This is a genomic window from Bacillus sp. S2(2019) (genome assembly GCF_005144805.1).
In the GTDB taxonomy this organism is placed as follows: domain Bacteria; phylum Bacillota; class Bacilli; order Bacillales; family Bacillaceae; genus Bacillus; species Bacillus altitudinis.
The window spans coordinates 517,786-531,162 of record NZ_SWFL01000002.1; the positions used below are offsets into that span (position 1 = coordinate 517,786).

Annotated in this window: 12 protein-coding genes; 8 read left to right on the forward strand and 4 right to left on the reverse strand. The window is 43.7% G+C overall.

Annotation, left to right across the window (positions count from 1 at the left end; all coding sequences use genetic code 11):
- Window positions 1-10: 10 nt before the first annotated feature.
- Window positions 11-928: a ribose ABC transporter substrate-binding protein RbsB gene (gene rbsB / locus FBF75_RS07730; protein WP_024718716.1), complete on the forward strand. Its 918-nt coding sequence runs from the start codon at window positions 11-13 to the stop codon at window positions 926-928.
- Window positions 929-1,163: 235 nt separating this feature from the next.
- On the opposite strand, the gene FBF75_RS07735 is transcribed toward rbsB, so the two are convergent.
- On the reverse strand, window positions 1,164-1,781 hold the full coding sequence (locus FBF75_RS07735) for a flavin reductase family protein (protein ID WP_169476080.1): 618 nt from the start codon (window positions 1,779-1,781) through the stop codon (window positions 1,164-1,166).
- Between the two features lie 59 nt (window positions 1,782-1,840).
- Window positions 1,841-2,728: an acetoin biosynthesis transcriptional regulator AlsR gene (alsR, locus tag FBF75_RS07740; protein ID WP_047945714.1), complete on the reverse strand. Its 888-nt coding sequence runs from the start codon at window positions 2,726-2,728 to the stop codon at window positions 1,841-1,843.
- Between the two features lie 150 nt (window positions 2,729-2,878).
- Here alsR and alsS point away from each other — a divergent pair, with 150 nt between their 5' ends.
- From alsS to chrA, 5 genes are all read left to right on the forward strand, one after another.
- Window positions 2,879-4,579 (forward strand): acetolactate synthase AlsS, encoded by a 1,701-nt coding sequence (gene alsS, locus FBF75_RS07745; protein ID WP_136944600.1) that lies wholly within the window; start codon window positions 2,879-2,881, stop codon window positions 4,577-4,579.
- A gap of 44 nt (window positions 4,580-4,623) precedes the next feature.
- On the forward strand, window positions 4,624-5,385 hold the full coding sequence (gene budA, locus FBF75_RS07750; protein ID WP_370529243.1) for an acetolactate decarboxylase: 762 nt from the start codon (window positions 4,624-4,626) through the stop codon (window positions 5,383-5,385).
- A 152-nt stretch (window positions 5,386-5,537) separates the two neighbouring features.
- A complete protein-coding gene (gene chrS, locus FBF75_RS07755; RefSeq protein WP_017360010.1) occupies window positions 5,538-6,014 on the forward strand; it encodes a chromate efflux transcriptional regulator ChrS in 477 nt (158 codons plus the stop codon).
- Between the two features lie 37 nt (window positions 6,015-6,051).
- A complete protein-coding gene (chrB, locus tag FBF75_RS07760; protein WP_041091499.1) occupies window positions 6,052-6,612 on the forward strand; it encodes a chromate efflux transporter ChrB in 561 nt (186 codons plus the stop codon).
- Window positions 6,612-7,145, forward strand: coding sequence for a chromate efflux transporter ChrA (chrA, locus tag FBF75_RS07765; RefSeq protein WP_007497548.1), 534 nt, complete (start codon window positions 6,612-6,614; stop codon window positions 7,143-7,145). The genes chrB and chrA overlap by 1 nt, the downstream gene beginning before the upstream one ends.
- A 40-nt stretch (window positions 7,146-7,185) precedes the next feature.
- Here chrA and FBF75_RS07770 read toward each other — a convergent pair whose 3' ends face one another.
- Together FBF75_RS07770 and FBF75_RS19655 are read right to left on the reverse strand one after the other, a co-directional pair.
- Window positions 7,186-8,505 carry a UDP-glucose dehydrogenase family protein gene (locus FBF75_RS07770; RefSeq protein ID WP_136944601.1) on the reverse strand — a complete coding sequence of 440 codons (1,320 nt, stop codon included), beginning with the start codon at window positions 8,503-8,505 and terminating at the stop codon, window positions 7,186-7,188.
- 114 nt (window positions 8,506-8,619) lie between these two features.
- A complete protein-coding gene (locus FBF75_RS19655; RefSeq protein ID WP_003214884.1) occupies window positions 8,620-8,763 on the reverse strand; it encodes a YwzD family small protein in 144 nt (47 codons plus the stop codon).
- A 186-nt stretch (window positions 8,764-8,949) separates the two neighbouring features.
- On the opposite strand from FBF75_RS19655, the gene FBF75_RS07775 reads away from it, so the two are divergent.
- Complete coding sequence (locus FBF75_RS07775; RefSeq protein WP_008343292.1) at window positions 8,950-10,557, forward strand: SWIM zinc finger family protein; 1,608 nt, start codon at window positions 8,950-8,952, stop codon at window positions 10,555-10,557.
- A complete protein-coding gene (locus FBF75_RS07780) occupies window positions 10,544-13,321 on the forward strand; it encodes a DEAD/DEAH box helicase (protein WP_017360014.1) in 2,778 nt (925 codons plus the stop codon). Before FBF75_RS07775 ends, FBF75_RS07780 begins: the two co-directional genes overlap by 14 nt.
- Window positions 13,322-13,377: the final 56 nt, after the last annotated feature.

Consider the following 13,377-nt stretch of genomic DNA (forward strand, 5'->3'; position numbering starts at 1 on the left):
GGCAGCTGCTATGAAAAAATATGTAATCCTGATCGTGACTCTCTCATTATTCATGCTTTCTGCCTGCTCGCTTGAACCGCCAGAGTGGGCCAAATCAACAAAGGATGGCAAGAAAAAAGACATGAAAATCGGACTGTCGATCTCGACTTTAAATAACCCATTCTTCGTTTCTCTTAAAAACGGTGTGACAAAAGAAGCGAAAAAGCTTGGCATTGAAGTTGTCATTGCCGATGCACAAAATGATTCAGCCAAACAAACAAGTGATGTAGAAGATTTAATTCAACAAGGGGTCGATGCATTACTCATTAACCCAGCCGATTCCTCTGCCATATCAACGGCTGTCGAATCTGCGAATGCTTCAGACATACCGGTCATCACATTAGACCGCTCGGCAGAAAGCGGAAAGGTTGAAGCGCTTGTTGCTTCTGATAACATCAAAGGCGGCGAAATGGCAGCTAACTTTATTATCGACAAAGTCGGTAAAGGAGCAAAAGTGGCTGAACTAGAAGGTGTACCAGGTGCTTCTGCGACACGCGAACGAGGAAAAGGTTTTCATCAAATTGCAGACAAAAAGTTAGATGTCACAGCAAAACAAGCCGCTGACTTCGACCGGACAAAAGGGCTCAACGTGATGGAAAACCTTCTTCAAGGAAACCCTGACATCAAAGCCGTTTTTGCCCACAATGATGAAATGGCGCTTGGCGCACTAGAGGCCATCCAAAGCTCTGGAAAAGACATTCTTGTCGTTGGTTTTGACGGTAACGAAGATGCACTCAACTCGATCAAAGCAGGAAAACTATCTGCAACAGTCGCGCAGCAGCCAGAGCTGATCGGTCAACTGGCAGTCGGCGCTGCGGACGATGTATTAAAAGGCAAAAAGGTAGAAAAAAATATCGCCGCTCCATTGAAACTAGAACAAAAGAAATAAACACTAAACCCCCGATAGCCTCGGGGGTATTAGATTGTAGACAAAGTGCTGAAATGAACTTTATTTTAGCACTTTGTTTTCTTTTCAGCGTAATAGAAAACCTTTGCAGTCTAGGAAGGACGAGCATCGGCGCGGAGCGAATTTAACATTCGTGAGCACCGAAGCGCAGGACTGACACCGAATGCGAGGGTTTGTCTACACGCTGGACCCCCAATAGCCTCGGGAGTTTTAGATGTTATTCCGGTCTCTTCAGTACAAATGGCGTGCCTAAATGGGCATAATCATTCCCTGCTAGGCGCGCAACTGGCTTTAATTCATTCGTAAAAATATATCCTTTTTCCGCATCATAGACGGATTCATCTAAATGCGCACACACCACCCGGCCAATGATATGATCGACTGTGATCTCCCCTTCATCATTTTGAAAGGTCAGATGATTTTCCAGCTGACATTCAAAGCGAATGCGTGCTTCCTTGATTCCTGGCACTGACACCACGCTGCTCTTCACTTGATGAAGACCGGTACGAGTCAGCTCACTCTCTTCCTCTGGCAAAGTAGCAGCTGTTTCATTAATATCTTCAATCATCGCTTCATCACTCACATGGACAACAAATTCTTCCCTGTCGATGATATGTTTTGCTGTATCTTTCATCTCTCCTTGACGACGTCCAATAGAAACAGCGATCAGCGGAGGATGGCCGCTGATGACATTAAAGAAACTAAATGGTGCAGCATTGACGACTTCTTCTTTAGAAAGGCTTGTAATAAATGCAATGGGTCTTGGAACGACGGAACCAGATAATACTTTATATGCTTCTTTTCGTGACAACTGATCCATTTGTAATGTAATCACTTCAGACATGCCTCCTCTTGTATGTAACGACATCATACCATACCCCGTTCTCTCTTCCCTTATTCCGGCTCAGCGCGATGGAGAATATGATGGACAAGATGAAACAATGCCGGATTATGATTTTCTCGTCTATAAGAAATGGTCCATTCCGCGAGTAGCTCCTCACCTTCAATTGACCGATACACCACATCTAAATTAAATAAACGCCGGGCCGATGTTGGAATGATAGCAATTCCGATTCCCGCTGTGACAAGCCCAATGACCATTTGATATTCTGCTGCTTCCTGCACAATATTAGGTGAAAATCCATACTTTTCACAAAGTAGGACAAAATGCTGATAAAGGGACGGCCATGATTCCTTTGATAAAGAAATAATCGGCTCATCACGAATATCTTCAATCGTGACTGCTTCTTTTTCCGCCAGCGGATGGTTTTTCGGAATCGCAAAAATACATTCACTTTGCTTCATTAAACGACTGACCAATTCTTCTTGCGGTGATGTAGGATGCAAAAAACCAATATCAATCTCACCATTCAAAAGCGCCTCAAGCTGCTGCGGGACAGAAAGCTGTTGCAGCTCAATACTGACAGAGGGGTACCGCTCTCTGAATTCACGGACAACTGGCGGCAGAATATCATATGTCGCTGTACCAACGAAACCGATGATAATCTTCCCAAGCTCCCCTCTTGCCGTATGCCGGGCATGATCAACGGCTTTATCAAGCTGATGCAGCACCCCCCGGACCTCATGTAAAAAAACCTTTCCAGCAGCTGTTAACTCCACCACCCTTTTAGACCGGTGAAACAAAGGAAATCCCAATTCTTCCTCAAACTGCTTAATTTGCTGACTAAGTGGAGGCTGTGTCATGTTCAATCGTGCGGCCGCTCTGCCGAAATGCAGCTCCTCCGCGACTGTGACAAAATACTGCAAATGTCTCAGTTCCATCCTTTCACTCCTCAAACACTTATTCGTGAAACATATTAAAACTACGTTAAACATATATTGGAAAATTTATTTTGTGAAATGTATAGTAAATCATATCATGAAAATATATTTTCATAAAAAATTTTACTTGCCGAAAGGAGTGCGGGGTAAATGAATTCTCAAACACAACCCCTAACAAAACGAGGAGCAGAGTTGATTGTCGATACGCTCATTGCCCAAGGTGTGACCCATGTTTTTGCGATTCCAGGTGCAAAAATTGATGCAGTATTTGATGTATTAAAAGACAGAGGTCCAGAGCTTGTGCTATGCAGACACGAACAAAATGCGGCATTCATGGCAGCAGCTGTCGGTCGTTTAACTGGCAAACCAGGCGTTTGTCTCGTTACATCAGGTCCTGGCGCATCCAATTTAGCGACAGGTCTATTAACTGCCAATACAGAAGGTGACCCTGTTGTTGCAATCGCTGGAAACGTCATCCGTGCGGATCGGCTCAAACGAACACATCAATCACTCGACAATGCGGCATTATTCAAACCAGTGACAAAATATAGCGTTGAAGTACAAGACGTAAACAATATACCAGAAGCCTTAACAAATGCTTTTCGCGCGGCACAAAGAGGTCAAGCTGGGGCAGCATTTATCAGCTTTCCACAAGATGTCGTGACCGAACACACCACACAAACACCAGTGTCTGCTCACCCTTCTCCAGAACTAGGTCCTGCACCGGATGCTCTCATCAGTTCGGCCATCGCCAAAATTCAAAATGCGCACTTACCTGTTGCAATTGTGGGAATGAAAGCTAGCCGTCCAGCTGCGGCAAATGCGACAAGAACATTATTAAAAACACTTGGTATCCCATTTGTCGAAACGTACCAAGGAGCCGGTGTTCTCTCAAGAGAGCTTGAGCCTCAATATGTGGGCAGAATCGGTTTATTCCGTAATCAGCCAGGCGACCTTCTCATTGAGAAAGCGGATGTGATTTTAACTATTGGCTTTGATCCAATCGAATACGATCCGAAGCATTGGAATTTGAAACCGCAGCAGCGTCACATCATCCATGTGGATGACATGCAGGCAGATATTGACCATTTCTATGAACCGACGCTTGAGCTTGTGGGCAATATATCTGAAACGGTGCAACATCTAGCCCACGACAGCGTTCCACTTTCATTATGCAAAAAGAACGTAGATCTCGTCACAGAATTACAAGAGTTGTTAAGTGATATCGAAAAAACACCAGAAAGAGAAAGTCATTTATCACACCCGCTGGATGTCATTCATACGTTGAGACGTATCATCCCAGATGACACGAAAGTGACATGTGATATCGGATCGCACGCCATTTGGATGTCTCGCCACTTCCGTGTTTATGAACCGAACACGTTCCTAGTGAGTAACGGAATGCAAACACTTGGCGTGGCATTACCATGGGCGATTGCAGCCTCCATATTAAATCCAGATGAAAAGATCATTTCAGTCTCAGGTGATGGCGGTTTTCTCTTCTCCGCCATGGAATTAGAAACAGCCGTGCGCATGAAAACAAATCTCGTTCATCTCGTTTGGAACGACAGCACATACGATATGGTGGCATTCCAGCAGGAAATGAAGTATGACCGTACGTCTTGTGTTGAGTTCGGTCAGATCGACTTAGTGAAATATGCAGAAAGCTTTGGAGCAACTGGATTACGTGTCAACTCACCTGAAGAGCTTTCAACTGTCCTTCAAAAGGGTATAAACATAGAAGGACCCGTTATTATTGATATTCCGATAGACTATCAAGACAACCCAGACCTCGCCAGTCAAAAATGGCCAGAAGTCTTTCGTGAAAAACACACAACGAACGTCAGATAAGACTTCGATACATTACTTTAAAGGAGTGAGCGGATATGGGTATGATGCACCCAATGAATCAACAAAACAACACAATACCGCAGGACAAAAAGCAAGAGGTCTATCAAGTATCAACCATGACCTCCTTGCTGGAAGCCGTATACGATGGAGATTTCTCCCTATCACATATTCCCGAGCACGGTGATTTTGGCATTGGCACATTCAATCAATTAGATGGGGAACTAATCGGCTTTGATGGCGCTTTTTATCGACTGCGCTCTGATGGAACAGCCACACCAGTAACCGATCAAGATTATTCACCATTCTGCTCTCTAGCATTCTTTGAAACGGACATCGTTCATCGAATTGATGCACCGATGACGTCCAAAGAGCTAGAGGAAGAAATCGACCGAATCTTACCAAGCAAAAATGTCTTTTATGCGATCCGCATCGATGGGTCATTCAAAAAGGTTCAAACCCGTACGGTTGAAAAACAGGAAAAACCTTACGTTCCGATGGTGGAAGCAGTCAAGTCACAGCCTATTTTCGATTTTGAAAATATTCGCGGGACGATCGCAGGCTTCCGTACACCACAGTACGCACATGGCATTGCGGTAAGCGGATATCATCTCCACTTTATTGATGATGATCGCAGCGTAGGCGGGCATGTATTTGATTACACTGTGGATCAAGTGACCATTCGAATTTCCCAAAAACGTCACATGAATTTACACCTTCCAAATACGCAGGAGTTCTTCCAAGCAGACATTGATCGTGCTGACCTTGCACAACAAATTGCCAGTGCGGAAAGCAGCCCAGAAAAATAAAATGAACACACCCCGGTGATACTGGGGTGTTTTTTATGCAAAAAGATGCTTTATATTCCTTTATTATTTCATTTCGTTATTCAATTAAAAATCAGGCATTCTATTCGTAATAAAATATGATAGAATATCAACAGAAGAAAGGTGGTTATACGGTGGCACATGAATATCGCATTCCAAACTTAACATTAGATGAAAGAGATAAACAAATTCTTTCCTTATTACACGAGGACGGGCGTATGTCCTATACAGATCTAGGGAAACAAGTCGGCCTTTCCCGTGTTGCTGTACAAGCCCGTATTCAGCAGCTCATTGAAGCAGGTGTCATTGAACGATTCACCGCTGTCATTAATCCAGCAAAGATCGGCATTCATGTCTCTGTCTTTTTTAACGTAGAGGTTGAGCCGAAATGTTTAGAAACAGTCGCCCTTCAGCTTGAGCAGGAAACAGCCGTCACAAGCCTTTATCATATGACAGGACCAAGCAAGCTGCATATGCATGGCATTTTTCAAAATGAACAGGAAATGGAGACGTTCCTGACAAAGAAGCTGTACCCGCTTGAAGGCGTCGTCAGTGTTGACTGTCAAATGCTCATTAAACGATACAAAAGCCGAATGGGCATGAAATTGTAGATAGGAGTTGAACCACTTGCAATCATATCTTGAACTCATGATCGCCATGGTGCGAACCGGTATTCTGGGATTTGGCGGAGGACCTTCTGTGATCCCGCTCATTCGCCATGAAGCGGTCGTCAAATACAAATGGATCAATGATGACGAATTTGGAGAAACACTCGCCATCGCCAACGCATTACCTGGACCAATTGCTACGAAAATGTCGGCATACCTCGGCTATCGATTAAAAGGTGTATCTGGCGCCATTGTTGCAACAGCTGCACATATTTTACCGACATGTCTCGCTATGGTGGCACTTGTTACACTTGTCAGCGTCTTAAGCTCTTCAGTCATCATTCAAAATATGATCGGTGCTGTGACACCAGTGATTGCCGTTCTGTTAGGAATGATGGCATATGAATTTGGACAAAAAGCGTTGAAGGGCTTCGGCATGATCTTCGGAATCGCCCTATTCCTTTTGGCATTTGTCGGTCTTCAAGTACTCTCGATTCATCCAGGAATCATTGTCATCATCTTTTTATGTTATGGTGCCTTTCATTTTAGACTGAAAGATCGCTGGAATCGAACAAATAAAGAGAAAGGAGTGTCTTCGTGATGCTGATTCTCTTTTTATTCTGGGCATTCTTCTTATCCAATCTGTTAGGGTATGGTGGAGGACCTGCCTCCATTCCACTCAATTATGAAGAAATCGTCAATCATTTTCATTGGATGACAAACGAAGGGTTCTCCAATATGCTCGCATTAGCCAACGCACTTCCAGGTCCAATCGCTACGAAAATTGCGGCTTATGTAGGCTATGATGTCATGGGATGGCCAGGCTTTATCGTTGCACTGCTTGCGACGGTCCTGCCGTCTGCGATTGGATTGATTTTATTGCTAAAACTCATTGATCGTTTTCGCCAATCTTCTGTCGTCAAAGGTATGACCTTATCTGTGCAGCCTGTCATTGCGATGATGATGCTTTTATTAACATGGGAAATTGGCGGAGATGCCGTGAAAGCCATTGGCTGGACGCAATCACTTGCCATTGCCGCCATTTCATTTTTCTTTATGACCAAATTCAAATTGCACCCTGCCTTTCTGATAGTGGCTGCATTTTTATATGGCGGATTCATTCTTCCGCATTAACGCAAAAACCGATAACACGTGAAGTTATCGGTTTTTCTCATTACATATAAATAGGAGAGACAGGCCTGCGCCCAATAGAATGATACTCGACACCAGCTGCTTCTGCCGCTTCAAGCGTATGACAATTCCGGCCATCAAAAATGATCGGCTGCCTCATGAAATCTTTATAAGCTGAAAGTGGAAAGGACTGAATATCCGCCCACTCAGTTAATATACAGACAGCATCAGCATCCTTGATCGCCTCTTCAATCGTTTGAGCAAAAAGGACTTGATCAGGCAGTTCTTGAGCGGCATTGCGAGCGGCAGCAGGATCATAGGCTACGATCTCCGCTCCTAATTGATGGAGCTGATGAGCGATTGGGATCGACGGCGCCTCTCTCATGTCATCAGTATTCGGCTTAAATGAAAGGCCAAGAAGAGCCATTCTCTTCCCTTCCAAGTTTTCTCCCATTCGCTCCTTCACACTTCGAATATAATTAGCCCGCTGCTCATTGTTGACTTTGATAACAGCCTTCAATAGCTCAAAATCATGGGACACATGCCCTGCAATTTGGACAAGGGCATTTGTATCCTTCGGAAAACAGGAACCTCCGTAACCAATGCCTGCCCTAAGAAACGAAGCACCAATCCGCTGATCGAGTCCCATCCCCTCTGCAACTCTCTCAACATCAGCTCCTGTTTTTCCACAAATCAAAGCAATTTCATTCATAAAGCTGATTTTTGTGGCAAGAAATGCATTTGATGCGTATTTGATCATCTCTGCGCTTTTCCGATCTGTTCTCACGAATGGAATGTGGAAATCCGCATACATAGACTCTAGCTGATCTAATCCGTTCTTTGTTTCGGCTCCAATCACCAGCCGATCCGCTCGCAGCGTATCTGAGATAGCAGACCCTTCTCGTAAAAATTCTGGATTAGATGCGATAGATAATGGCTCCTTACGACCTAACACGTGATGAATCAAATGATCAATTTGATCGCCCGTTCCGACAGGCACTGTACTTTTCACGACAAGCACTGCGCCTGGCTTTGCTTGTAAGCCCATCTCCTTTGCCGCTTGAAAGACATACTGCAAATCAGCTTGACCGTCTGCCTGTTGCGGGGTACCGACAGCAATCATTAACACGTCAGCCTGCAAATAGGCTGACGCTCCATCAATATGAAAACGAATGCGTCCTTGCTCCATATTCCGTTTGAGCAGTTCTTTTAATCCCGGCTCGTACATCGGAGGATTCCCTTGCTTCAGCTGCATGACCTTCCGCCGGTCAATATCCATACATGTCACGTCGTGACCCGCCTCTGCTAAACACACACCTGTGACAAGCCCTACATACCCACAGCCTGCAATCGCAACCTTCATGTCACATCAGCTCCCCATACTCCTTATGCTTGTAATGTCATCGTATGCCGGGGATTTTCGTTCCATTCATAAAAGCATACAAAAACCCCCTGCTGAGAGAGCAGGGGGCTACTTTTATGAAACAAGGCCATTTCGAATATGAGCAATCAAATTTTCAAGCATTTCTTTTGTTGTGACATCATTTGAATTTTCACCAATATCATGAGCGTACATCAAAATCTTTAAAAACTCTTCTTGATTTAAACCCTTATTATCCATGTCTGTATCCTTTCGATTCCACTAATTTCATTATTATATGCTGTATGGTTGGTTTATGCAATACTCTAATACATCATTCGACAGCTTTTGAAATTTATGACCATTTTCATGAAAAACTTTTTTATAAATCACCATTGAGCTATAATAAAAGAATTGGAATCTTTTACTTGGTTAGGAGCGGATCAAATGCTTCAGCACAACATCAACGAAGAAGAAATCAAACAAACAGCCGAACAGATCAAAGAACTTCTTCCTGCAACAGATGAAAACAAGCAACTCATCAAAAAAGCATTGATTACTTATAGACAGGACAGCGTATATCGGCTCAAGCAAGAGTCTGATACCGAATGGTCAGCTTATGTACATGATGTCGTGGCAGCAAGAGTCCACCTTCATGTGCTGTTTCCAGTGAGAAGCAGCTGTTCATGTCCAGCTGATGGACTATGTAAACACATCCTCGCTGTTTTCTTTTCGCTATACGCTCAAGTAGAGAGTGTGACCGGCTTTACAGAAAATTGGTCAGAGAAGGATGAATTACAGCGCAGCAAAGAACTCATTCGCCAGCACTTCCAAGTGAAGCGCCCAGATGAACAATCACTTCAGAGCTGGCTGAATTTTTTCCAGGAGGAATTTCACCTCTGGCTGAAACGGACACCGAAGCACCAGCAAACACCACAACATTTGTATTACGGCTATTTATCGATCCTGAAAAAACACGCACCCACTTCACCTGAATTCAAGAGTTTGTATGCGATTCATACGTCCATCGATGTGTGGTTAAGGCTCCATGAGCTAATCGACCTCGGCCGCCTTGATGCCGAAAAAGACTTTTATTCAATGAATCCATATGTAGAACAGCTCATGAACACCATTTTTGATTCAGTGGATCATTTGAGGACATACGCCCTTTCCTTTTCCCTCGATCCGTTTCTTGAAAACACACCAACTGCCGTTCGGACACTTCTTCAAATCAGCGGACCTTTCCAGCATGAACGAGTTGCGGTCTTTATGGAAATGTGGGGAACTATATTAAATAGAGGGAAATGGGTCAAAAAAGAAACAGAATTACTCAAGAGCGCCCAACAGCAGGAGCAAACGGTTGAGCGCACCATTGGGCTGATGCATATGGATTATTTGCTAAAAGAAGACGAAAGACTCTTCCAGCAATTAAAATTGCTCAATGCAGATATGCTGCCAAATGTGCTCAATTGGCTAAAGGATCTCACAAACCGCAAGGACTGGAAGCGTCTCAAACTTTGGTATCAAGAAATCACATATGTATTAGAAGAATATTGCCAGCTTGACCTATCTTATAGAGAACTGCGTGGAGCCGTCAGCGATTTCTTCTTTTATTTAGACGCGTACTTTAAACAGACGAAAGATCATTTCTTGTATGAACGCTATCTCCAAATCTGTATGCCTTATGCATTTACTGAATATAGTCAGCTCTTATATGCACAAGAACGCTATGCAGAATGGATTGAAATACACAGCCTCGTTGGTTTCTCCATCAGTGAATTGGAGAAAGAACTGATCAAACAGATTGCAAAGGAAGAGCCTGAAGCACTCATTCCTTCATACCACCGGGAAATCTCACTGCTTCTCGATCAAAAGAATCGAAGTGCTTACCGGGAATCTGTGAAAATGCTCAAAAAACTGCGTACGCTTTATCATAAAACGAAAAAAAACGCGGTGTGGGAAAGATATGTACAGCAGCTGCAAGATTCAACAAAACGGCTGCGTGCGTTCCAAGAGGAAATGAAGAAAGGAAAATTAATTGATGACACGCCATAAACAAATTGTCATTCATGCAGAACAAACCGAAGATTTCTCTTTCACCATTTCAGCGCAAGCAGAGGACGGACAGCCTGTACCACTAAATGAAATGAAGAGGCAGCTTTTCCAATGGCACGAATCATCTTTTTACGGAACATTCTTAGAAGATGTGAGCTTTATTGGCACACCTGCCTTCCTGTTAAGTCCTTGGATGACCGTTGAATTGCTAGGGAAAAATTCATTCAATACTTTCAGCCATGTGACGTTAACGGATGAAACAGAGCCGCTTATGAAAACAGCCTCAACCATTTACGAATTCATCGAGGATGAAGATTTTGTCCCAGATTTCGAGGCATGGACAAAAGGCATGCTTCGCTTTAAAGACAAAGAAGGCCTGTTAGATGGCTACACAGCTGATTGGTTCTCCTTTGCCGTACAGGATTACATTCAATATGATGATGCCTTGCAGCACAAATGGAACCGAATGACTGCTCAATCGCCTGCTCTTTCCTCCTTCCAAGGACATTTTTTAGATGAACAGGATTTCTTGGAAACGATCGGCTGGATCGATGATGAGACGCCTTTCACTGTCGGCTTGCGTTTAAATGAGCCTGATTTCGACGGAGATGATTGGAAAATTGAACTGTTTTTGCGTGATAAGAAAAACAGTGATCTGCATTTCTTTGAAGGCATCCGTTCTTTAAAAAAATCATGGCGTCCGTTTCAAGAAAAAATCACCAGAGAGCTGGAGCGGTTCGGTCAGATTGTCCCTTGGCTCTCATTTACATCTGGTACCACCCTCATGTCAGAAGAAGAAGCGTGGCTCTTCCTGTCTGAAGCGAGTGAAACACTTGTGAACATGGGGATTGAGATCCTGCTCCCATCATGGTGGCAAATCGTCAAAGAAAGCACCATGATGCTAAAAGCACGGATTTCCTCCACACCACGAGGCGAATCGCACGTTGGAATGGATGCCCTTATGGACTTTAATTGGCGCTTTGCCACAAACGGGATTGAGCTGACAGAAGATGAGTTCAACGAGCTTGTTCAAAGTAAACGTCGTCTTGTCAATATTCGTGGACAATGGATTAAAATCGATCCGACCTTTATCCAGCAAATGAAGAAATGGATGGAGCGCGCTGAGAACGAAGGACTTCATATGTCGGATATTTTGTCACGTGAACTCGCAGACCAAGAGGCCTCTTCTGAGTCGATTCCTGAGCTGCTAGACAGTTCGGCCTTTGCCCATATTCAATTTGAACTTTCGTCTCAATTACGAGGGCTTGTTCATCAGTTAAATGATACACAAGAGCTGCCATCCTACGAGATGAGTGAGTCCTTTAAGGGCACACTGCGCCCGTATCAGCAGCACGGTGTCAACTGGCTTCTGTTCTTAAGGTCTCATGGATTCGGGGCTTGTTTAGCAGATGATATGGGTCTTGGAAAAACGATTCAAATGATCGCTTATTTCACCTATTTGAAGGAGCATCAACAAGACGCCGCTCCATCTCTCATCATTGCACCGACTTCCGTATTAGGGAACTGGCAAAGAGAGCTAGAAACATTCGCACCACATTTGAATGTCGCTCTGCATTATGGACCATCACGTCCACAAGGTGAGAACTTTACAAAAGCGTACGAATCAACAGATATCGTCCTCACTTCGTATGGTCTCTCACATTCTGACCGTGATGAATTAACAGCAGCCAAATGGAATACCATTTGCTTAGACGAAGCCCAGAACATTAAAAATGCCCATACGAAACAATCGAGAGCCATTAGGCAATTAAAAGGACAGCACCACATTGCCCTCAGCGGGACACCGATGGAGAACCGTTTGACAGAGCTTTGGTCTATTTTCGACTTCGTGAACAAAGGATATCTCGGCAGCCTGACCAGTTTTCATAAAAAATTCGTCCTTCCGATTGAAAAAGACCGTGAAGAAAAAAGAATCCAACAGCTGCAGCAGCTGATCAAGCCATTCTTATTAAGACGGACAAAACAAGATGAAGAAGTCGCACTCAATCTGCCAGAGAAACTAGAAGAAAAAGAATTCATCCCGTTATCTGCAGAGCAGGCATCTTTATATGAACAGCTGGTCAAAGATACATTCGAACATATGGCCTCATTAACAGGGATGCAGCGGAAAGCCATCATTTTAAGTATGCTTGGCAGACTCAAACAAATTTGCGATCACCCTGCTCTTTATTTAAAAGAGAGCGGAACAGATGTAAAATTGTTGAAGCGTTCATTAAAAATGGATAAATTAGCAGAGCTGTTAAAAGCCATACACGAACAAGGAGAAAGCTGCCTCATTTTTACGCAGTATATTGAAATGGGCAACATGATCAAACAGCTCGCCGAAAAGATGTTTGGAGAACCAGTTCAATTTTTAAATGGGAGCTTATCCAAACATGATCGGGACAAAATGGTGGAACGCTTCCAGAAAAAAGAGTTCAACATCTTAATTCTTTCTTTAAAAGCAGGAGGAACCGGACTAAACTTAACCGCCGCCAATCATGTCATTCACTACGATAGATGGTGGAATCCTGCTGTAGAAAACCAAGCAACAGACCGTGCTTACCGCATCGGGCAAAAGCGGTTTGTTCATGTCCATAAGATGATCACAACCGGCACGATAGAGGAAAAAATTGATCAAATGCTCGAAACAAAACAAACGTTAAATGATCAAATTATCCAAAGTGAAAGCTGGATTACAGAGCTGTCAACGAACGAACTAGAAGATTTATTCACGTTAAGTGCAGCCGCTCAATCATCGTAATGACAGCAAAAAGAGGACTTTTCTCAGGGCGTGATGAAAAGTCCTCTTTTTTTAAT